The following is a 21,616-nucleotide window of genomic DNA, read 5'->3' on the forward strand; positions in this document are numbered from 1 at the left end:
ACAACCGCAAGGAGAAAAGCCATGGCCAAAGAAGGCTCGGTAGCCCCCAAGGAACGCATCAACGTCACGTTCAAACCTGCCACCGGTGGTGCCCAGGAAGAGATCGAACTGCCGTTGAAACTACTGGCAATCGGTGACTACACCCACCGCAAGGACGAACGCAAAGTCGAAGATCGCAAGCCGATCAGCATCGACAAAATGACCTTCGACGAAGTGCTGGCCAAGCAAGAACTGCAGCTGACACTGAGCGTACCGAACCGTCTTCAGGAAGAAGGTGACACTGAAGAACTGGCCGTGAAACTGCGCGTCAACTCGATGAAGGACTTCAACCCGGCCTCGCTGGTCGAGCAAGTGCCCGAGCTGAAAAAACTGATGGAACTGCGCGACGCGCTGGTGGCCCTCAAAGGCCCGCTGGGTAACGCGCCTGCGTTCCGCAAAGCCATCGAAGGCGTTCTCGCCGACGACGAATCCCGCGGTCGCGTACTGGGTGAGCTGGGCCTGAACGCCGCCGCCCAGGACGCCTGAGTCTCCATCAGCCAAGGAAGCCAACATGAGCACGAGTGCAGCGCAGCAAAAGAGTAACGAGAACGGCGAATACAGCATTCTCGACAGCATCATCGCCGAAACCCGCCTGACGCCGGACGACGAAGCCTACGACATCGCCAAGCGCGGTGTGTCGGCCTTCATCGAAGAGCTGCTCAAGCCGCAGAACAACGGTGAGCCGGTCAAGAAAGCCATGGTTGACCGCATGATCGCCGAGATCGATGCCAAGCTCAGCCGTCAGATGGACGAGATCCTCCACCACCCGGACTTCCAGTCCCTGGAATCGTCGTGGCGTGGCCTGCAGTTGCTGGTCGACCGCACCAACTTCCGCGAAAACATCAAGATCGAAATCCTCAATGTCTCCAAAGAAGACCTGCTGGACGATTTCGAAGATTCGCCGGAAGTGATGCAGGCTGGCCTGTACAAGCACATCTACACCGCGGAATACGGTCAGTTCGGTGGTCAGCCTGTGGGCGCGATCATCGCTAACTACTTCATGTCCCCAAGCTCGCCAGACGTGAAGCTGATGCAGTACGTGTCCAGCGTTGCCTGTATGTCCCACGCGCCGTTCATTGCCGCGGCCGGCCCGAAATTCTTCGGCCTGGAAAGCTTCACCGGCCTGCCGGACCTGAAGGATCTGAAGGATCACTTCGAAGGCCCGCAATTCGCTAAATGGCAGAGCTTCCGTCAGTCGGAAGACTCCCGTTACGTTGGTCTGACCGTGCCGCGTTTCCTGCTGCGCAACCCGTACGACCCGGAAGAAAACCCGGTCAAATCGTTCGTGTACAAAGAAACCGTCGCCAACAGCCACGAGCACTACCTGTGGGGCAACACCGCCTACGCGTTCGGCACCAAGCTGACCGACAGCTTCGCCAAATTCCGCTGGTGCCCGAACATCATCGGCCCGCAGAGCGGTGGCGCGGTTGAAGACCTGCCTTTGCACCACTTCGAAAGCATGGGCGAAATCGAAACCAAGATTCCTACGGAAGTATTGGTCAGCGACCGTCGTGAATACGAACTGGCCGAGGAAGGCTTCATCTCCCTGACCATGCGCAAAGGCTCCGACAACGCGGCGTTCTTCTCCGCGAGCTCGGTGCAGAAGCCGAAGTTCTTCGGCATCAGCGCAGAAGGCAAGGCGGCAGAGCTGAACTACAAGCTCGGTACCCAACTGCCGTACATGATGATCGTCAACCGCCTGGCTCACTACTTGAAAGTGCTGCAGCGCGAGCAACTCGGTTCGTGGAAAGAACGCACCGACCTCGAGCTGGAACTCAACAAGTGGATCCGCCAGTACGTGGCCGACCAGGAAAACCCAAGCGCCGAAGTCCGTGGCCGTCGTCCACTGCGCGCTGCCCAGATCATCGTCAGCGATGTCGAAGGCGAGCCTGGCTGGTACCGCGTCAGCCTGAACGTGCGTCCGCACTTCAAGTACATGGGTGCCGATTTCACCCTGTCGCTGGTTGGCAAGCTGGACAAAGAGTAAGCGGAGCCTAACTCATGACTGGATACGGCAGCCTTTTCGAACGCCTGGGTGGCGACGCGGACAAACGCGTCGGCTGGAGCCGCGAGGTTTCCGCCATGGCGTCCGTGGCTGCCCATCTGGCCAAGATGCTCAGCACCCGTGCGGGCAGCGTGCAAACGCTGTCCGATTACGGGCTACCCGATCTCAATGACATGCGCCTGAGCCTGCACGACTCCCTGAGTCAGGCCCGCCTGGCCATCGAAAGCTTCATCGAAGCCTACGAACCACGTCTGAGCGATGTGCGTGTCATTTCACTGCCGCGTGAACACGATCAGCTTCGCCTGTCCTTCAGCATCGAAGGCCTGCTGGAAGTTGATGGTTTCAAGCGTCAGGTCAGTTTCGCCGCGCGCCTGGATGGCAGCGGTCAAGTCAAGGTCAACTAAGGAGATTCGTATGTCCGGCAAACCCGCAGCCCGCGTATCCGACCCCACCGCTTGCCCGCTCCCCGGCCACGGCACCAACCCGATCGCCGCCGGTTCCGGCGACGTCTTCTTCGACGGCCTCGCGGCCGCCCGCCAAGGCGATGCCTCGGCGTGTGGTGGTGCGATGTCGGGCGGGTTGGCGACGACGGTTTTGATCAACGGGAAAGCGGCTGCGACGGTGGATTCCGTTGGGACGCATGGCAACAAGGTTACGGCCGGGGCCGGGACGGTGATTATCGGGAACTCGCATTCGCCGGTGCCGTTTGTGGCGCCGGTGCCGGTGGATATCAAGTGGCCGTTCACCGAGCACTTCGTTGTGACTGATCCGGAAACAGGTCAACCGGTTGCGGATCGCGCTTACACAATCCGTACAGACTCAGGAAAAGAAATAACCGGTGTTACGGATAGTGCAGGCAAAACCTCGGTCATTGGCTCCTCGATTGCTGAAGGGGTCACTTTGTTGTTAGAGCCCCAAAGCTCCATCGCCATTTATTGAGGTTCATGTTATGCCCGCACCGATTGCCGCACCATTGACCCCAGCTCAAAATAAAGAAGGCCAGAACGTTCAAGCCAAGATGTTTCCGCTTTCCTCAATCCCTAAAGTTATGGCCAAGTTGGGGTGGACGGTTTCCGCTCGTGTCATGAACAAGTGGTTCTCCGGTGCTCCCTATGAGCTGCCAAAGGCGGTTAAACAAGGCGATGTTTCAGCGAGTACCTTGAGTGCGGAAAAGCTGATAACCGATATACCGTTCGAGTGGTTGTTTACCGCGTCAGATCGTGTGAAGCCGAAGGTTGATGAGTATATTTCTGATTTTTCCTCAACATCAGAATTCAACGGAAGTGCCGGTAGAGTTAAAGGCTCGCTTGATGAGCTTTCGAGGGGCTTGGTTGTATTAATGACTCGCCTTCAGCGACTTGGGCTGTTAGACGCAAAGTCGAAAAAGCTTAAAGGCGCATATCTGGATTACAGCGATAAAACCGCCATTGAGTTGGAAGATATTTCTCAGTTCAACCTGATCAGGTTTGGGGCGTCGGACTGGGAGAAAGCAACTGATGCGTTGGACGACGTATACGGTGCACTGGGAACATTTGTAATTAAGGTCGCGGCCACTAAATTTCGGACTATCGAGAATGATCATGGATTTCCCGCGATTGAGGTTGAGCAAGTTGGGCTTTATGTTCGAGATACCTACGATTTTCTCAACGTTGGGGATGACCAGCTGCTGGGCTACTGGTCGCCTGAGGGAGTAATCCGGCCAGGCCCGATTGACTATTTTACTGAGCCTGCAGTGATTGAAAAATCAGGTGTTGAATATTACAAAGTCACCAACGGTCATTTTAATAGGTATCGAAAACTACATAAGAAGGGTGGTGATTTGATGATCTATACGACTGTTAAGTTGTATGACGTGTCTTTCATTATTCATCTTGGACCCATCGATTTTGATGAGTATCTGTCGCGCTCTGGATCTAAGTAATTATGAAAAAAATACCGTTAACCCTGGTTTTTATTGTTTTTGTGCTATGCGCGATGGGCTCCATTTGGTTGTATGTTAAGCAAGGAGCTGCTGCGGCAGCTATGGTTTATTCAACAACCTGGAATGACTCGAAGACTTGTTATATTAATTCATATATCCCCAAGTATTCGAAATTTGGTGTCGTTGGGAAATTCGTGAAACTGTTCACCAGCGAAGCTTTTTTTCGGGTGTATACCGATAAAGGAGAACTGCTGAAGTCGTCTGAGTGGCTGCTTTGGCAGAATGAGTTTACGACAGATGAGCGCTCGCAATGGGTTAATGGTCATGCGATTTATCCAACTTCAAGCGGGTATGAAGGTTGGAATATTTCAGAATGCGCGCCGTTAGATGACAGTAAAGAGTAACCAGACGCGGAAAGTGGCAATAGTTCATCAAATGAACGTTGAACTTGCGGCTGAAGAATTGAAGGGCCAGTGATTATGGGATTGATGGATTTGCAGGAGTATTTAGCCGTAGTTGCTGACAGTGATTTGTTCGGCTGTCTGGCATTGGCGAGTCTGACGCTGCTCATCACTGCCTTGAACAGGCGTGTTCGGGAATCGCGCATGCATCGCCTCCTGTGTCTCATTGTTTTGGCTTGTGTTGTCGCCATCCATACGGCGGGCACCTGGTACGGGAACCTGAAGCCAGCATGAACATCTACGTCCGCTTTGCCATGTGCTTGGCTTTCCATGCTGCTGGATGCATCGCCTACGTGTTCCTGAATGACGTTGTTGTCGTTGCCTATAAAGCGTTCAACGGCGGGTTCACCACCCGTGGCGTGGGGATTGGCATTGCTCATTACATGTTCATTTATATTTTTTTCGGGGTGAACCTGGTGGTCGCGCTGTTCCCAAATCTGTGGGCCAAGCTGGGCGTCCTCTCGGTAATGGTCAGTTGGATTCTGTTCACCATGGTGCCGGACAACCCGCTGCGTGCGCTCTTCTACACCGTGGCCCAGGGCGGTGTGACGTTGTTGGCGATTCTGGTAACGCAGGTCATTGAGCTGCGCTGGGAAAGACGCGCTCTGATTCGGCAAGCGATGCCTGTGAACTCTATGCAAGGGGCGGTTGCATGATCAGCGCATGGCTTATGTTCCGACTCCGCTCGTCGTGGGTGACTTAGTGTCAGGTCTGACAGTCGTGCTCTACAGGACGTTTTTTTCATGAGTTCCACTACCAGGAAGGTACCCCGTGTCCTTTAACCACTACTACCAAAGCGAACTCACCGCACTTCGCCAGTTAGGTCGTCGATTCGCCGAGCGTAGCCCGGCGCTGGCGCCTTTCCTGGGTCAGGCCGGCCGAGATCCAGACGTGGAGCGGTTGCTGGAGGGCTTCGCATTCCTGACCGGCCGCCTGCGTCAGAAGCTCGACGACGAATTGCCAGAGCTCAGCCATTCCCTGATGCACCTGTTGTGGCCCAACTACATGCGGCCGTTGCCGGCGTTCAGCATTTTGCAGTTCGACCCGCTGAAGCGCTCCGGGCCTGCGTTGATGGTCGAGCGCGACACGCCGATCGAGAGCGTGCCAATCGATGACGTGCGTTGCCGCTTCCGCACCTGCTACCCAACCGAAGTCTTGCCGCTGGATCTGGCCGCGCTGAATTACTCGGTGAAGGGCGACGGCTCGCTGTTGAGTCTGCGTCTGGAGATGAGCGCCGACGGTCACCTCGGTGAGTTGGAATTGAGCCGCCTGCGTCTGCACTTCGCGGGTGAGCGTTACATCAGTCAGATGCTTTACCTCAGCCTGTTGCGGAATCTGGAAGGCATCGAGCTGATCCCGCTGGACGGCGCCGGCAAGCCCATCAACGGCGTCAACGGCACGCCGATGGCATTCAAGATGCCCGGCGACCGTGTGCAACCGGTGGGTTTTGCCGAAGAAGAAGCGTTGATCCCGTATCCGCTGAACACCTTCCGTGGCTATCGCTACTTGCAGGAATACTTCGCCTTCCAGGACAAATTCCTCTTCGTTGATATCAACGGTCTGGACCTGCTGAAAGCGCTGCCGGAAGACACGCTCAAGCAAATGCGCGGCCTCGAACTGCGCTTCGACATTCGCAAGAGCGGCATCATGCGCATGCGCCCGACACTGGACAACGTGAAGCTCTACTGCACGCCCATCGTCAACCTGTTCAAGCATGACGCCTTGCCGATCCGCCTCGACGGCAAGCAAGACGAATACCTGCTGCTGCCCGCCGAATTCGATCTGCAAAACTGCGGCGTGTTCTCGGTGGAAACCGTGACCGGCTGGAAGCCCGGCGGCCTCGGTTATCAGGAATACGTGCCGTTCGAATCCTTCGAGCACGACCCGAGTTTCGACGTGCCCAACAGCCGTCCGCATTACAGCATTCGCCAGCGTTCGTCCTTGTTGCACGAAGGCCTCGACACGTACCTGAGCTTCGGCATTCGCCACACCGAAGCCCATGAAACCCTGTCGATCGAGCTGATGTGCACCAACCAGAATCTGCCGCGCAAACTCAAGCTCGGCGACATCAGCAAGGCTTGTGAAGACACGCCGGAGTTCCTGAGTTTCCGCAACATTACCCCGGCCACCTCGAGCTTTGCGCCGCCGCTGAACCGCGACTTCCTCTGGAAGCTGATCAGCAACATGTCGCTTAACTATCTGTCGCTGGCCGACGTCAATGCGTTGAAGGTAATTCTCGAAACCTACGACCTGCCGCGCTATTACGACCAACACGCTGAAAAAGTCAGCAAACGTCTGCTCGGCGGGCTCAAGTCGATCAAGCACCAGCATGTCGATCGACTGCACCGAGGGTTGCCGGTTCGCGGGTTGCGCACCGAGCTGACCATCGACCCGGAAGGGTATATCGGCGAAGGCGACCTGTTCGTGTTCGCTTCGGTTCTCAACGAGTTTTTCGCGCTTTACGCCAGTCTCAATTCGTACCACGAGCTGCGGGTAAAAAGTACACAAGGAGAGGTGTACCAATGGACACCACGTATGGGCCTTCAGCCGCTTCTTTAAGCGGACTGACCCGAGGAATACGCGAGTACTCGCTGTTTCAGGCCGTGCTGCTGGTGGTTGACCGGCTGCGCGAGGCCCACCCGCACCTGAGCGAAGACGACCTGTACGACCAGCTGGAATTCCAGGCCAACCCGAGCCTGGGTTTCCCTGGCAGTGACGTCGATCGCGTGGAGTTTTTCCAAGAGCACGGGCAGATGCGCGCGCGCCTGCGTTTCAACCTGATCGGCCTGGTCGGTTCCGGTTCGCCGCTGCCGGCGTTCTACGGCGAGCAGGCGCTGGGCGACAGCGAAGACGGCAACCCGACCCGCCACTTCCTCGACCTGTTCCACCATCGCCTGCAACGGCTGATGCTGCCGATCTGGCGCAAGTATCGCTACCGCGCCAGCTTCCAGAGCGGCGCGCTCGATCCGTTCTCCGCGCAGCTATTCGCGTTGATCGGTCTCGGCGGCGAAGAGATCCGCAAGGCCCAGGAGCTGAACTGGAAGCGCCTGCTGCCGTACCTCGGTTTGCTCAGCTTGCGGGCGCACTCGGCGGCGCTGATCGAAGCGGTGCTGCGTTACTACTTCAAGCACGCCGAATTGACCATCGAGCAGTGCATCGAGCGCCGCGTGGAGATTCTCGACGAGCAGCGCAATCGTCTGGGCCGCGCCAACAGCCTGCTCGGCGAAGACCTGGTGCTGGGCGAACACGTGCGCGACCGCAGCGGAAAATTCCGAATTCACATTCGCGAGCTCGACTGGCAGCGCTTTCACGAATTCCTGCCGATCGGTTTCGGCTACCAGCCGCTGTGCGCGCTGGTGCGGTTCACCCTGCGTGACCCGCTCGATTACGACATTCGCCTGGTGTTGCGCCAGGAAGAAATCCGCGAACTGCGTATCGGTGAGCAGAACGCCTGTCGCCTGGGATGGACCAGTTGGCTCGGCCGCGAAAAAGCGGACGGCGTGGTGACCCTGGGCAGCAAAATTCATTAAGGACAGATGACCAATGATCAACGTAGACCTGCAACAACTTATCCAGGCGCTGGACGCCGAAACCCGTCGTGATCTGGAAAGTTCTGCCGAGCGCTGCGTCGCCCGTGGCGGCAGCAAGATCCTCGTCGAAGACTTGTTGCTGGGCCTGCTGGAGCGCCCGCAAGGCTTGCTCGCACGCGCGCTGCAAGACGCCGAAGTGGATGCCGGCGAGTTGAGCGCCGCGTTGCAATCGCGGGTCGAGCACAGCGCCTCGCGCAACCCCGTGTTCGCCCCGGAACTGGTGCAGTGGCTGCAGGATGCGTTGCTGGTGGCCAACCTTGAACTGGGCCAGAGCCAGGTCGAGCAAGCCGCGTTGATCCTCGCGCTGCTGCGCAACCCGATGCGCTACGCGGGCAGCCGCTATCAGTCGTTGCTGGCCAAGCTGAACATCGAGCGCCTGAAAGAATTTGCCCTGTCGCAGAAAGAACAACCCGCGACCGGTAAGCCTGCCGTGCCCGGCGAATCACTGCTGGAGCGCTTCACCCACAACCTGACCCAACAGGCCCGCGACGGCAAACTCGACCCGGTGCTGTGCCGCGATGGCGCGATCCGGCAGATGGTCGACATCCTCGCCCGTCGCCGCAAAAACAACCCGATTGTGGTTGGTGAAGCCGGCGTCGGTAAAACCGCCATCGTCGAGGGCTTGGCTTCGCGCATTGCCGCCGGTGAAGTGCCGCAAGTCTTGAAAGGCGTGGAGCTGCTGTCGCTGGACATGGGCCTGTTGCAGGCCGGCGCTAGCGTCAAAGGTGAATTCGAACGTCGTCTCAAAGGCGTGATCGACGAAGTCAAAGCCTCGCCGAAACCGATCATCCTGTTCATCGACGAAGCGCACACGCTGATCGGCGCGGGTGGCAATGCCGGGGGTTCCGACGCGGCTAACCTGCTCAAGCCTGCATTGGCTCGTGGTGAGTTGCGCACCATCGCCGCCACCACGTGGGCGGAGTACAAGAAGTACTTCGAAAAAGACCCGGCCCTGGCCCGTCGTTTCCAACCGGTGCAACTGCACGAACCGACCGTCAGCGAAGCGGTGACCATCCTCCGTGGCCTGGCTCAGGTTTACGAGAAGAGCCACGGCATTTACCTGCGCGATGACGCGGTGGTGGCGGCGGCTGAATTGTCCGCCCGTTACCTCGCCGGTCGTCAGCTGCCGGACAAGGCGGTCGACGTGCTCGACACCGCGTGTGCCCGCGTACGCATCAGCCTCGCCGCTGCGCCGGAAAGCCTTGAGCGCCTGCGTGGCGAACTGGCTGAAGGGGGCCGTCAGCGTCAGGCGCTGCGTCGTGATGCTGAAGCCGGTTTGCTGATCGATCACGAAGCACTGGACGCTCTGGAAGATCGTCTGGCCGAGGCCGAGGACGAAAGGGTCGCCCTCGAAACGCTGTGGACCGAGCAGAAAGAACTCGCCGAGCGTTTGTTGGATCTGCGTCAGCAACTGGCCAAGGCTCGGGAAACCGCTGCCATCGAGCCGACCGTTACGGTCGAGGAAGACGCCGAAGGCACCGTGATCGAAACGCTGCCGGTGGACGAAGCGCAAAGCGTTGAAACCCTGGAAGCCGCGCTCAACGAAACTCATAAAGCCCTGACCGATGCTCAGGTCAAAGAACGCTTGGTCAGCTTCGAAGTCTGCCCGCGTCTGGTTGCCGAAGTGATCAGCGCCTGGACCGGCGTGCCACTGGCGCAACTGGCCCGCGAACACAACGCCAAGGTCGCCAGTTTCGCCACCGACCTGCGCACCCGCATCCGTGGTCAGGAACAAGCCGTTCACGCACTGGACCGCTCGATGCGCGCCACCGCTGCCGGCCTGAACAAACCGGACGCACCGGTCGGCGTGTTCCTGCTGGTCGGCCCGAGCGGCGTCGGCAAGACCGAAACCGCGCTGGCCCTCGCCGACTTGTTGTACGGCGGCGATCGTTTCATCACCACCATCAACATGTCCGAGTTCCAGGAAAAGCACACCGTCTCGCGCCTGATCGGTGCGCCGCCGGGCTACGTCGGTTACGGCGAGGGCGGCATGCTCACCGAGGCCGTACGTCAAAAGCCGTACTCGGTCGTGCTGCTCGATGAAGTCGAGAAGGCCGACCCTGACGTGCTCAACCTGTTCTACCAAATCTTCGACAAAGGCGTGGCCAACGATGGCGAAGGGCGCGAGATCGACTTCCGCAACACGCTGATTCTGATGACCTCGAACCTGGGCAGCGACCGCATCAGCGAGCTTTGCGAAAACGGCGCGCGGCCGACCGCCGAAGTGCTCGAAGAAACCATTCGCCCGGTGCTGAGCAAACACTTCAAACCGGCGCTGCTGGCGCGCATGCGCGTGGTGCCTTACTACCCGGTTGGCGGCCCTGTGTTGCGCGAGCTGATCGAAATCAAACTCGGTCGTCTGGGCGAGCGCCTGAACCGTCGTCAGCTCGATTTCACCTACTCGCAAGACCTCGTCGATCACCTGGCCGAGCGCTGCACCCAAAGCGACAGCGGTGCGCGTTTGATCGACCACTTGCTTGATTTGCACGTGCTGCCGCTGGTGGCCGACCGTTTGCTCGACGCGATGGCCACAGGGGAAAGCCTCAAGCGTGTCCACGCGACGCTCGACGGCGGCGCCAGCGTGACTTGCGAGTTCGCCTGAGGTGGGTGTGATGTTCACTCAAGTGCCGCAGCCGCTGGTGTATGCCGAAGCCTTGCTGGCGCAGTTCGCCAGCCTGTCGCGGGCGGCGGACGGCGCTGCGCTGCTGGGTGATTTCGTGCGCGGGGTGGCGGAGCTTAGCGGGTGCGAGTTGACGCAGCTGTATCTGCTGGACGCGACCCACACGTGCCTGGGGATGAACGCGGAGTGCCTGAACGGCATTCTGCAGCCGCGTGAATCGGCGAGCCTGCCGGCGGATTACAACGGTGAACAACTGCTGCAATTCGCCCTGTGCCAGAACCGTGTGGTGAGCCTCGGCGAACTGAGCGGCAGCCTGCACGAAACCAGCTTTCTGCCACCGCAGGCCACGCCCTGGCAGTCGCTGTTGTGCGTGCCGCTGGTCAATCAGCAGAAGGCTGTCGAAGGCTTGTTGCTGTGTGCGAGTCGCCGGCACCTCGACCTGCAAGGTTTCGCCGATTCCCTCGGTCAACTGGGTTCGTTTGTGCTCGGCCAACTGCATTTGCTGCACCGTCTGCGCCAGCCGACCGGTGATGCGCGACCGATGAAAGTCAGCGTTCCGAGTGCCAGTGGTTACGGCCTGATCGGCAAGAGCAAGGCCATGCGCGAGACTTATTCGCTGATCAGCAAAGTCCTGCACAGCCCTTACACCGTGCTGCTGCGTGGTGAAACCGGCACCGGCAAGGAAGTGGTCGCTCGCGCCATTCACGACTGCGGCCCGCGCCGGTCCCAGGCGTTCATCGTGCAGAACTGCGCAGCGTTCCCAGAGAACCTGCTGGAAAGCGAGCTGTTCGGCTACCGCAAAGGCGCGTTCACCGGTGCTGATCGCGACCGCGCCGGGCTGTTCGACGCGGCCAATGGCGGCACCTTGTTGCTCGATGAAATCGGCGACATGCCGTTGTCGCTGCAAGCCAAGTTATTGCGCGTGTTGCAGGAAGGCGAGATCCGTCCGCTGGGTTCCAATGACACCCACAAGATCGATGTGCGCATCATCGCCGCGACGCACCGGGATTTGTCGGTGCTGGTGAGTGAAGGCAAATTCCGTGAGGACTTGTATTACCGCCTCGCACAATTCCCGATCGAACTGCCGGCCCTGCGTCAGCGCGAAGGCGACATCCTCGATCTGGCCCGGCATTTCGCCGACAAGGCTTGCTCGTTTTTGCAGCGCGACGCAGTGCGTTGGTCCGATGCGGCGCTGGATCACCTGTCCGGTTATGCGTTCCCCGGCAACGTGCGCGAACTCAAAGGCCTGGTCGAACGCGCGGTGCTGCTGTGCGAAGGCGGCGAGTTGCTGGCCGAGCATTTCTCCCTGCGCATGGAAGCGATGCCGGAAGACAACAGCCTGAACCTGCGCGAACGCCTGGAGCAGGTCGAACGCAGCCTGCTGCTCGATTGCCTGCGCAAAAACGACGGCAACCAGACCCTCGCCGCCCGCGAACTCGGCCTGCCACGCCGCACGCTGCTGTACCGCCTCGGGCGCCTGAACATCAATCTGGGTGACTTCGATGGCTAGGCGAAAGACCGTCGATCTCACCTCATTCGCTTCTGATAGCGCCGCCCGAACGGGTCGGCGCTTTGTGCTTTGTCTATCCATGGAGACCCTCTGATGTCTGTTCGTCACTGGCAAGCCGTCCTGCTGACCCTCGTCGTTCTATGCGGCCTCGGCGGCTGTAGCGGCAATTACAAATTCAACGACAACACCTATCGCCCATTGGGTGATCCGCAGGCGGTCAATCGCGGCAAGTGACCGCAAGGAGTATCACCATGGAACTGGTTTTCGAAATGCTCAACACCAAGCAGTTCGTGCCCACGGAGCTGTGCCAGAAGACCTTCAAACAGGCCGGTGGCGTGATCGGCCGGGGCGAGGATTGCGACTGGATCATCCCGGACCGCAAGCGTCATCTGTCCAATCACCATGTGGACATCAGCTTTCGCGAAGGGACGTTCTTCCTGACCGACACCAGCAGCAACGGTGTCCAGGATGGCGGGAGCGGCGCACGCCTGCGCAAGGGCGAACCGATGCGCATCGAGCATGGCAGCACCTACGTGCTGGGTGATTTCGAGATCCGCGCGCGGCTGGTGCGCGACCCGGCGACTTTCGACGTGGAAGTCGGTCGCCCGCAAGCGGCGGGCAGCATCATTCCGGACGACGCGTTCCTCGACCTCGATCCGCTGAACGCCCTTGATCAGCAAGAGCGCGTGTACTCGGAAATCGAAGAGTTGATCACCCCGAGCACGTCCATCGAGGACACCCGTCAGCGCGCCGACTACGCGCGCATCGACATGGAAAGCCTGATGGTACCGGAGCTGATCGACGCCCCCGCCGAACCAGCCCCAGCCCCTGTGCCGAAAGCGCTCGAGCGTCAAAGCGAAGGTTTCTGGGAGCACTTCGGTGCGGCCTTGGGCGTGGACCTCAAAGGCCTCGACCACGACGCCCGCGAAGCCCTGGCGCTGAACGCTGCACGCCTGCTCAAGCAAAGCGTCGGCGGTTTGCAGCAGAGCCTGCGCACCCGCAGCGAACTGAAAAACGAACTGCGTCTGGCCCAGACCACCGTGCAAGGCACTCACAAGAACCCGCTGAAATTCGCCGTCGATGCCGGTGAAGCGCTGGGCATTTTGTTGCAGCCGAACAAGCCGGGCCAACTGCCGGCGGAGCAGTCGATCTCCCGCGCGTTCCGCGATTTGCAGGCGCATCAGGTGGCTTTGCTGACCGCCAGCCGCGCCGCCGTTCGCGGAACCCTGGAGCACTTCTCGCCGCAGCAACTGACCCTGCGTTTCGAGCGCGACAACAAGCCGTTGCTGGCCACGTCTGGCAGCCGCTGGAGGGCGTACGGTCGTTATCACCAGGCCCTGCGTCAGGACGATGACTGGAGCGAGCGCCTGCTGGCCCGCGACTTCGCTCAGGCGTACGAAGAACAGATCCGCCTGATTTCCACCCTTCACACCGACCACCAAGGATGATGCGCATGTCTCGCTGCTCGACCGCTTTTTTCAAGACGCTGACGGCGCTCATGGCCGTGGTGCTGCTGGCCGGCTGCTCGTCGCTGTCGCCGTATTCCAAAGTGACCAAAGTCAACCTGAAGCTCACCGGCAGCGATCAGCTGAACCCGGACCTCAACGGGCGCCCGTCGCCGATCGTCGTGCGTCTGTTCGAGCTCAAGCACCCGGTGACATTCGAGAACGCCGACTTCTTCAGCCTGTACGAGCGCGCCAAGGAATCCCTGGCCCCGGATCTGGTGGCCAGCGAAGAACTCGAACTGCGCCCGGGCGAAACCATTGAGCTGAAACTCAGTGTGGAGGAGGGCAGCCGTTACGTCGGGATCCTCGCGGCTTACCGCGACCTGCCGGAAACCAAATGGCGCTACACGGTGCAAGTCACGCCGGTGGAAGTCACCGAGGCTGACCTGACCCTCGACCAGGCCGGCATTCGCAACAGCAACGAAACGCTCGCCAAGGCGGATGACTGATCATGAACTCCCATAAAGTCATTTGGCAGGAAGGCATGCTGCTGCGTCCGCAGCACTTCCAGCACAACGATCGCTACTACGATCACCAGATGAAAACCCGCACCCAGCTGCTGGGCAGTTACACCTGGGGTTTCCTCAATCTCGACATCGATTTGCAGTTCCTCAACATGGGCAAACTGGTGATCAGCCAGGCCTCGGGGATCCTGCCGGACGGCAGCCTGTTCGAACTCGGCGGCAACACCGAGCCGCTGGCGCTGGACGTGCCGCCGAACACCGGCAACACACCGATTTATCTGGCGTTGCCGCTGGTCACCGGTAACCACATCGAGTCGCGCCGTCCGGAGCAATCCGACGTGCTGGCGCGCTACACCGCGTACGAAGCCGAAGTAGCCGACTCCAACGCCGGTGACGATTCTGCCAGCCAGGTCAGCTGCGGCCGTCCGGACTTCAAGCTGTTGCTCGGCGAGCAGCAGAGCGATCAGGCCTACGTGAAGCTGAAGATCTGCGACGTGCTCGACACCACGCCCGACGGTGTGATCAGCCTCGATCCGGATTTCGTGCCGACCTACATTCAGGCGCATTCCTCCAGCTACCTGCTGTCGTGCCTGAAAGAAGTGATCAGCATGCTCGGTCACCGTGGCGACACCATCGCCGAGCGCATTCGCTCCAACGGCAAGGTCGGTGGCGCGGAAGTCGGCGACTTCATGATGCTGCAACTGATCAACCGCACCGAGCTGTTGCTGCGTCACTACCTCGGGCTGGAACAGGTCCATCCGGAAGAGTTGTACCGCACGCTGCTGACCATGCTCGGCGATCTGGCGACTTTTTCCAGCGACAGCAAACGTCCGCGCCTGGACAGCCGTTACCAGCACAGCGACCAGGGCGCGAGCTTCCGCAAACTGATGGAAGCGATTCGTCAGGTGCTGTCGATGGTGCTCGAACAGCACGCCATCGAACTGGTGCTGCAAGCGCGTCAGTACGGGATCATCGTGTCGCCGTTGCACGACCACAAACTGCTGGGCTCGGCGTCGTTCGTGCTCGCGGCCAGTGCCAACTGCGACTCCGAAGAACTGCGCCACCGCTTGCCGGCGCACCTCAAGGTCGGCCCGGTGGAGCGCATCCGCCAACTGGTCAACCTGCATCTGCCGGGCATCAAGGTCAAACCGTTGCCGGTGGCCCCGCGACAGATCGCGTTCCACTCCAACAAAACCTATTTCATCCTCGAACTCAGTTCCGAAGACCTGGCGCAACTCGAGCGCTCCGGCGGCTTCGCGTTCCACGTGTCCGGCGAATTCGCCGAGCTTGAACTGAAATTCTGGGCCATCAGGAACTGACCGACATGATCAAGGACATGGAACACCATCAGGACGATAAAACCGTCTTGCTCGACCGCCAGGGCCACGGCCCGGCGCAAAGTCCGCTGACTGACTTCGCCGCACCACCGCGTTTCGAGCAGCTCGAAGAACGGATGATCTACGCCGCGCGCCTGCGTCCGGCGGAGTCGTTCAACATCAGCCTCAATTCGCTGGTGGCCGCCGGTTCCGACCTGTTGTCGGAAGTGGTGCGACTCAAACACAGCGACACCCGCGAAGACATGTACGCGCTCAACGAGCGCCTGACCGCCGGGTTGAAACTGTTTGAAGTGCGCGCACTGCACAACGGCGCCGAAAGCAGCCAGGTGATGGCGGCGCGTTACGTGCTCTGCACCGTGGTCGACGAAGCCGTCGTCACCACGCCGTGGGGCAACGAAAGCGAGTGGTCGCAGATGAGCCTGCTCAGCAGCTTCCACAACGAAACCTTCGGTGGCGAGAAGTTCTTCCAGCTGCTGGATCGCCTGTCGAAAAACCCGGTCAAGCACCTGCCGATGCTGGAGCTGATGTACCTGTGCCTGTCCCTCGGTTTCGAAGGCAAGTACCGCGTGCAAGCGCGCGGCATGCTCGAACTCGAAGGCATCCGCGACGCCTTGTATCGGCAGATTCGCCAGCTGCGCGGCGACGTGCCTCGCGAACTGTCGCCGCATTGGGAAGGCTTGAACGATCAGCGCCGCAGCCTGGTGCGCATCGTGCCGGCGTGGATGGTGGTGTTGTTCACCGTGGTGTGCCTGGTGGTGATGTATTCGGGTTTCGCCTGGGTCTTGGGCGAGCAACGCGACACCGTTCTGCAACCTTATCAGCCGCTGGATTCCGCCGCGGTCCAGCCGCAGTCGCAGCCGTAAACAGGGACGTGTGATGAAAAAGTTTTTCAAGAAAGTCGGCGCGTTCGTGCGCCAGACCTGGGTCTGGACCTTGCTGCTGGTGCTGTTCGTCGCACTGCTGGTGTGGTTCGTCGGGCCGCTGCTGGCGGTCAATGACTACAAGTTCTGGGAAGGTTCGACCTCCCGCCTGCTGACCATCAGTGCGCTGTTCCTGATCTGGGGCCTGACCATGGTCTTCGTCAGCTGGCGCGCCGGTGTGCGCAAGAAAGCGGATGAAGAGACTGAGGATGGTCAGGATCGTATCCGCCGTGAAGAGCAGATCGACGAGGAGCAGAAGGAGTTGAAGGAGCGTTTCAAGGACGCTCTGAAAACCCTGAAGACCTCGAGCCTGTATCGCGGTCGTAGCGAACGCTGGCGCAGTGATTTGCCGTGGTACTTGCTGATCGGCCCTCAGGGCAGCGGCAAGACCAGCCTGCTGGACTTCTCGGGTCTTGAGTTCCCGATCAACAAGATTGACCGCAAACTGACCCGCGACACCCTCGGCACCCGTCATTGCGACTGGTATTTCGCCGACCACGGTGTGCTGATCGACACCGCTGGACGTTACCTGACTCAGCCGGATGCCGAAGTCGACGGCAGTGCCTGGAGCACCTTGCTCGACCTGCTGCGCAAGCGTCGTCGCAACCGTCCGTTGAACGGCGTGCTGGTGACCATTCCCGTGGAATTGCTGCTGGGCGCTAACGAGCAGGATCTGGAGACGCTGGCGCGTCAGGTGCGTGCGCGCCTGCAAGACGTGCATCAGAAACTGCACGTCGATGTGCCGATCTATCTGGTCCTCAGCAAGGCTGACCAGTTGCTCGGTTTCGACGAGTTCTTCGATCAGCTGACCCGCGAAGAAAGCGATCAGGTGCTCGGTACCAGCTTCCGTAAAGAGCAGAGCGGCACTGACGTCACCGTCCTGCGCGCCGAGTTCGAAGAGCTGCTGCGTCGCCTGAACAGTCAGGTGATCATGCGCATGCACCAGGAGCGCGACACCCAGCGCCGTGGCCGCATCCTCGATTTTCCGCATCAATTGGGGCAGATCGGCGAGCGCCTGTGCCTGTTCGTCGACATGGCGTTCACCGGCAACCGTTATCAGCGTGTCAGCCAGTTGCGCGGTTTCTACCTGACCAGCGCACCGCACCTGACCCAGGAAATGGACCAGACCACCGCCGGCATCGGCGCGAATCTGGGGATCAACTCCGGCGTGTTGCCAACTCTGCGCAGTGGCCGCTCGCGGTTCATTCATCACTTGCTCAGCCGGGTGATCTTCCCCGAGGCCGATCTGGCCGGTCTGGACAAGCGCGAACGCAGCCGCATCCATTGGGGCCAGCGTGCGTTGTACGTCGGTGCCTTGGCGGCGTTGGGCTTGTTTGGCCTGCTGTGGGCGAGCGGTTTCTCGGCGAACTACGAACGCCTGGAAAACCTGCGCAACCTGGCGCAAACCTGGACGCAACAACGCTCGGCGCTGACCGCGCGTGATGATTCCATGGCAGTGCTGAAAACCCTCGACACCAGCTACGCGGCGACCCAAGTCTTCCCGAAAAAGGGTGACGTGGGTTACCACGAACGTGGCGGCCTGTATCAGGGTGAAGACGTCAACCCGGTGGTCAGGGCGGCTTACGATCGGGAGCTCGAAACGCAGTTGCTGCCCAAGGTTGCGACCCTGCTGGAAGGGCAGATCCGCGCCAACATGAAGGACCGTGAACGCCTGCTCAACAGCCTGCGTGCGTACCTGATGCTGAACATGAAAGATCGCCGCGACGGCCCATGGCTCAAGGATTGGGTCGCCACCGAATGGTCCCAGCGTTACGCCGGCAACACCGCGGTGCAGAACGGTCTGAACACGCACTTCGAGCGCTTGCTGAAGCAGCCGTTTATCTACCCGCTGAACGATCAACTGGTGGCTCAGGCGCGGCAGGTCTTGCGCAGCGAGTCGCTGGCCAACGTGGTTTACCGGATGCTGCGCGAGCAGGCCCGCAATCTGCCGGAATACCGTTTGAGCCAACATCTGGGCCCACAAGGTGCGCTGTTTGTCGGCACCGATTACGCGATCCCGGGCTTCTACACGCAACAGGGTTATCAGCAGTATTTCTCGGTTCAGGGCTCCGCGCTGGTCACCGACATCCTGCGTGACAACTGGGTGTTGGGCGAAGGTTCGGGCATCAGCGGCATGGACTTGCGTCGCCTGATGGTCGAACTGGAGCAACTGTACTTCCGCGACTACGCCAATTTCTGGAGCGAAGCCGTGGGCCAGGTTGCACTGCCTCCGATCAGCGATTTCAGTGAGGGCGCCGAGCAATTGGCGGGCCTGACCTCGGCCAACTCGCCGGTGCTGCAACTGCTGGTGGAAGTGCGCGACAACACCCGTTTCCCGGCGGAGGCCGAGGCGGTCGATCAAGCGGCTGATGCCGCTGCCGCACTGGGCGAGCAGAAAGGCAAGTTGGGCAAGCTGGGCAAACTGGCGTCTGCCGCCGCGGACAAAGCCTCGGACATGGCTGCGACCAAAAACCTGCCCGACACCGCGAAGAAATCCCTGCAGCGCCGCTTCGAACCGCTGCACCGTTTGCTGGATGACAACAACGGCCCGGCCGCTGATTTGACCCCGGCACTGAATGCGCTCAACGACCTGCAAATGCAGCTGGCGAGCCTGGCGCGTGCCAGTGCGCCGGAGCAGGCTGCATTCGAAATGGCCAAGACCCGCATGAGCGGCCAGCGTGATGCGCTGAGCAACCTGCGCAATGCGTCGAACCGCCTGCCGCGCCCGGTCAGCGTGTGGTTCAACGTGCTGGCCGAAGACACCTGGCGTCTGGTGCTGAACGATTCCTACCAGTACCTGAACCAGCGTTATCAGAGCGAGCTGTACAGCTTCTACGGCAAGGCGATCAACAAGCGATATCCGTTCAGCGCCCACAGCACCAGCGACGTGGCGATCAGCGACTTCCGCGAGTTCTTCAAGGCGCAGGGCATTGCCGATCGCTTCTTTGATACGTACATGCGTCCGTTCGTGAGTGGCGACCCAGGCAACTATCGTCTGCGCAGCATCGACGGTCACAGCATGCCGATCTCCAAGCTCTACCTCGACCAGATGGCCGCGGCCCAAGTGATTCGCCAGAGCTTCTTCTCGATCAACCCGGCCGAGCCGCAAGTGCAGTTCAAACTGGAGCCGTACACCCTAGACCCGGCGGTCAGCCGTTCCGAGTTCAAGTTCGGCGACAAGACCATCGAATACCGCCACGGCCCGATCGTGCCGGTGTCGTTCAAATGGCCGACCGATGCTGAAGACGGGCGCACCAGCCTGGTCCTCGACAAAATGGCCGGCCGCCCGATCGGCATCGAGAAGAACACCGGCCCATGGTCGCTGTTCCGCCTGTTTGACCTGATGCAGACCGAGTACCTGAGCGGTCGTGATGTGCTGGTATTGAAAGCCGACGTGGGCGGCCTGCGCGCCAACTACTTACTGTCGAGCCAGCGCACGCCGAACCCGTTCGACATGGGCGTATTGCGCACCTTCCGTATGCCGGTGCAGCTCTGATGCTGGTTGCCAGTCCTTGGCGCAGCGCTGCGCGCACCGATGCCGGCAAGGTTCGGGCGCGCAACGAAGATGCTTTTCTCGACTGTCCACAGCAGGGGCTGTGGGTGGTTGCGGACGGCATGGGCGGTCATCAGGGCGGCGACGTTGCCAGCCAGTTGATCGTCGCCAGCTTGGCGGAATTGCCGGTGCAGGATGACTTCGACGAACGACTCAAAGGCATTCGCCAGTGCTTGCACTGGCTCAACCGCCGCCTGGGTCAGGAGTTGACCGTCACCGCCGGGCGCCACGACAGCATCATGGGCAGCACCGTCGTGGCGCTGCTGGTGGAAGGCAATCGCGCGGCCTGCATCTGGGCCGGCGACAGCCGTTGCTACCTGTGGCGCGGCCAGCGTTTGTATCAGCTGTCCAAGGACCATTCGCTGCAACAGCAACTCATCGACGAGCAACAAATGAGTCTCGAAGACGCCCGTGCGCATCCTTCGGCCCACGCCTTGACCCGTGCGGTCGGCGCGGCTGAGCTACTGACGCTGGACGTGCTCGAACTCGAGGTTTACCCCGGCGATGCGTTTCTGTTGTGCAGCGATGGTTTGTACAACGGGTTGAGCTCCGATGCCTTGGGCAATGCCCTGAGCCTGACCGCGCCACACGTCGCGCTGGAGCGTCTGTTCGACGGCGCGCTGCGTGGCTCGGCCCGGGACAACCTGACTGCCGTGGTGATCCGCCAATGACCCAACTCATGCCGCCGCTCGACGACCTGCTGGTGAGCGAAGAGCAAGACAGTAACCTGACTTACTTTGCGTTCGCCAAGTCTCTAAACGGAAAGCCGCATAAAGCAGAGCCCGCGTTGGCGCCTACAAAGGCCAGTGTCGGTGCAATGCCGGACGTTCTGGCAGGCCGTTACCGCATCGAGCGCCTGCTCGGTGCCGGTGGCATGGGCGCGGTTTACCGCGCACGGGACTTGCTGAGCGAACAGTTCGGCGATCCCGACCCTTACATCGCGCTGAAAATCCTCAGCGAAGAATTTGCCGAATCGCCGGACGCCAGCGCCTTGCTCTACAGCGAGTTCGCCCTGACCCGACGCCTGCGCCACGACAACGTGCTGCGACCGCACACCTTTGAAGTGGACACCGATTGCCAGCGCGCCTTCATCACCATGGAACTCATGCGTGGGCTGACCCTGGACAAACTGCTCTGCGAGCGGCCCCTGGGCCTGCCGTGGAAAGAACTGCGTGACATCGCGCTGCCGCTGCTCGACGCACTGGCCTACGCCCACGCGCGCGGCGTGCTGCACGGCGACATGAAGCCGAGCAACGTGATGCTCAGCGAAGAAGGCGTGCGCCTGTTCGACTTCGGCCTGGGCCAGGCCGAGGAGGGCATCCTCCCTGGCTTGCCACACCTGAGCCGCGACCGCTTCAACGCCTGGACCCCAGGCTACGCCGCACCGGAACTGCTCGAAGGCCAGCCGCTGTCCGCCAGCGCCGACGTCTACGGCGTGGCCTGCGTGCTTTACGAATTGGGGGGCGGCAAACACCCGTTCCGCCGCTTGCCCTCGACCCAGGCCCGTGACGAACACCTGGAGCGCGAGCTGCACGCCCCGAAAAATCTACCGAAACACTGCTGGCCAGCCCTGCGAACGGCGCTGGCATTCGATGCGGCCGATCGAACGATCACCGCCGCACAACTGCGTGACGCCATGGGCGCCACTTTGTCTTTGCTGCAACGTCTGCGACTTCGGGCGTAACGGATGA

20 protein-coding genes are annotated in these 21,616 nt (G+C 60.5%); 19 read left to right on the forward strand and 1 reads right to left on the reverse strand.

Going from position 1 to position 21,616, the window contains the following annotated elements; translation table 11 throughout:
• Nucleotides 1-21 precede the first annotated feature (21 nt).
• Genes tssB through FBY04_RS21560 form a run of 6 tightly spaced genes read left to right on the forward strand, consistent with a single transcriptional unit; the run spans nucleotide 22 to nucleotide 4,369 of the window.
• On the forward strand, nucleotides 22-525 hold the full coding sequence (tssB, locus tag FBY04_RS21535) for a type VI secretion system contractile sheath small subunit (protein WP_046045012.1): 504 nt from the start codon (nucleotides 22-24) through the stop codon (nucleotides 523-525).
• 25 nt (nucleotides 526-550) lie between these two features.
• Nucleotides 551-2,026: a type VI secretion system contractile sheath large subunit gene (gene tssC / locus FBY04_RS21540; RefSeq protein ID WP_017341541.1), complete on the forward strand. Its 1,476-nt coding sequence runs from the start codon at nucleotides 551-553 to the stop codon at nucleotides 2,024-2,026.
• A gap of 14 nt (nucleotides 2,027-2,040) precedes the next feature.
• Complete coding sequence (gene tssE / locus FBY04_RS21545; protein ID WP_145316776.1) at nucleotides 2,041-2,448, forward strand: type VI secretion system baseplate subunit TssE; 408 nt, start codon at nucleotides 2,041-2,043, stop codon at nucleotides 2,446-2,448.
• Between the two features lie 10 nt (nucleotides 2,449-2,458).
• Entirely contained in the window at nucleotides 2,459-2,983 is a 525-nt protein-coding gene (locus FBY04_RS21550) for a PAAR domain-containing protein (RefSeq protein WP_145316778.1), read from the forward strand.
• 10 nt (nucleotides 2,984-2,993) lie between these two features.
• Complete coding sequence (locus FBY04_RS21555) at nucleotides 2,994-3,965, forward strand: DUF6402 family protein (protein WP_145316780.1); 972 nt, start codon at nucleotides 2,994-2,996, stop codon at nucleotides 3,963-3,965.
• A 2-nt stretch (nucleotides 3,966-3,967) separates the two neighbouring features.
• Nucleotides 3,968-4,369: a hypothetical protein gene (locus tag FBY04_RS21560; RefSeq protein WP_145316782.1), complete on the forward strand. Its 402-nt coding sequence runs from the start codon at nucleotides 3,968-3,970 to the stop codon at nucleotides 4,367-4,369.
• 102 nt (nucleotides 4,370-4,471) lie between these two features.
• On the opposite strand, the gene FBY04_RS32405 is transcribed toward FBY04_RS21560, so the two are convergent.
• Nucleotides 4,472-4,621 (reverse strand): hypothetical protein, encoded by a 150-nt coding sequence (locus FBY04_RS32405; RefSeq protein WP_178118308.1) that lies wholly within the window; start codon nucleotides 4,619-4,621, stop codon nucleotides 4,472-4,474.
• A gap of 35 nt (nucleotides 4,622-4,656) precedes the next feature.
• Here FBY04_RS32405 and FBY04_RS21570 point away from each other — a divergent pair, with 35 nt between their 5' ends.
• From FBY04_RS21570 to FBY04_RS21630, 13 genes are all read left to right on the forward strand, one after another.
• Nucleotides 4,657-5,082 carry a hypothetical protein gene (locus tag FBY04_RS21570; protein WP_145316786.1) on the forward strand — a complete coding sequence of 142 codons (426 nt, stop codon included), beginning with the start codon at nucleotides 4,657-4,659 and terminating at the stop codon, nucleotides 5,080-5,082.
• 115 nt (nucleotides 5,083-5,197) lie between these two features.
• Nucleotides 5,198-6,985 carry a type VI secretion system baseplate subunit TssF gene (gene tssF, locus FBY04_RS21575; RefSeq protein ID WP_145316788.1) on the forward strand — a complete coding sequence of 596 codons (1,788 nt, stop codon included), beginning with the start codon at nucleotides 5,198-5,200 and terminating at the stop codon, nucleotides 6,983-6,985.
• Nucleotides 6,949-7,956: a type VI secretion system baseplate subunit TssG gene (gene tssG, locus FBY04_RS21580; protein ID WP_084317736.1), complete on the forward strand. Its 1,008-nt coding sequence runs from the start codon at nucleotides 6,949-6,951 to the stop codon at nucleotides 7,954-7,956. Before tssF ends, tssG begins: the two co-directional genes overlap by 37 nt.
• Nucleotides 7,957-7,969: 13 nt before the next feature.
• Nucleotides 7,970-10,618 carry a type VI secretion system ATPase TssH gene (gene tssH, locus FBY04_RS21585; protein WP_084317737.1) on the forward strand — a complete coding sequence of 883 codons (2,649 nt, stop codon included), beginning with the start codon at nucleotides 7,970-7,972 and terminating at the stop codon, nucleotides 10,616-10,618.
• A gap of 10 nt (nucleotides 10,619-10,628) precedes the next feature.
• A complete protein-coding gene (locus FBY04_RS21590) occupies nucleotides 10,629-12,146 on the forward strand; it encodes a sigma-54-dependent Fis family transcriptional regulator (protein WP_084317738.1) in 1,518 nt (505 codons plus the stop codon).
• Nucleotides 12,147-12,239: 93 nt separating this feature from the next.
• Nucleotides 12,240-12,380, forward strand: a complete 141-nt coding sequence (locus FBY04_RS21595; protein WP_008030659.1) for a hypothetical protein — start codon at nucleotides 12,240-12,242, stop codon at nucleotides 12,378-12,380.
• A gap of 17 nt (nucleotides 12,381-12,397) precedes the next feature.
• The gene (tagH, locus tag FBY04_RS21600; protein WP_145316790.1) at nucleotides 12,398-13,594 is read left to right on the forward strand and encodes a type VI secretion system-associated FHA domain protein TagH; all 1,197 of its coding nucleotides are present in this window, start codon (nucleotides 12,398-12,400) and stop codon (nucleotides 13,592-13,594) included.
• 5 nt (nucleotides 13,595-13,599) lie between these two features.
• Nucleotides 13,600-14,100 (forward strand): type VI secretion system lipoprotein TssJ, encoded by a 501-nt coding sequence (gene tssJ / locus FBY04_RS21605; RefSeq protein WP_084317740.1) that lies wholly within the window; start codon nucleotides 13,600-13,602, stop codon nucleotides 14,098-14,100.
• Nucleotides 14,101-14,102: 2 nt separating this feature from the next.
• Nucleotides 14,103-15,434 carry a type VI secretion system baseplate subunit TssK gene (tssK, locus tag FBY04_RS21610; RefSeq protein ID WP_008030656.1) on the forward strand — a complete coding sequence of 444 codons (1,332 nt, stop codon included), beginning with the start codon at nucleotides 14,103-14,105 and terminating at the stop codon, nucleotides 15,432-15,434.
• A 5-nt stretch (nucleotides 15,435-15,439) separates the two neighbouring features.
• Nucleotides 15,440-16,315, forward strand: a complete 876-nt coding sequence (icmH, locus tag FBY04_RS21615; RefSeq protein WP_017341530.1) for a type IVB secretion system protein IcmH/DotU — start codon at nucleotides 15,440-15,442, stop codon at nucleotides 16,313-16,315.
• 13 nt (nucleotides 16,316-16,328) lie between these two features.
• Nucleotides 16,329-19,868 (forward strand): type VI secretion system membrane subunit TssM, encoded by a 3,540-nt coding sequence (tssM, locus tag FBY04_RS21620; protein WP_145316792.1) that lies wholly within the window; start codon nucleotides 16,329-16,331, stop codon nucleotides 19,866-19,868.
• Complete coding sequence (locus tag FBY04_RS21625) at nucleotides 19,868-20,596, forward strand: PP2C family serine/threonine-protein phosphatase (RefSeq protein ID WP_145316794.1); 729 nt, start codon at nucleotides 19,868-19,870, stop codon at nucleotides 20,594-20,596. Before tssM ends, FBY04_RS21625 begins: the two co-directional genes overlap by 1 nt.
• The gene (locus tag FBY04_RS21630; RefSeq protein WP_178118309.1) at nucleotides 20,593-21,609 is read left to right on the forward strand and encodes a serine/threonine-protein kinase; all 1,017 of its coding nucleotides are present in this window, start codon (nucleotides 20,593-20,595) and stop codon (nucleotides 21,607-21,609) included. Before FBY04_RS21625 ends, FBY04_RS21630 begins: the two co-directional genes overlap by 4 nt.
• Nucleotides 21,610-21,616: the final 7 nt, after the last annotated feature.

Origin of the sequence: Pseudomonas sp. SJZ080 (assembly GCF_007828295.1) — a bacterium.
GTDB lineage: Bacteria > Pseudomonadota > Gammaproteobacteria > Pseudomonadales > Pseudomonadaceae > Aquipseudomonas > Aquipseudomonas migulae_A.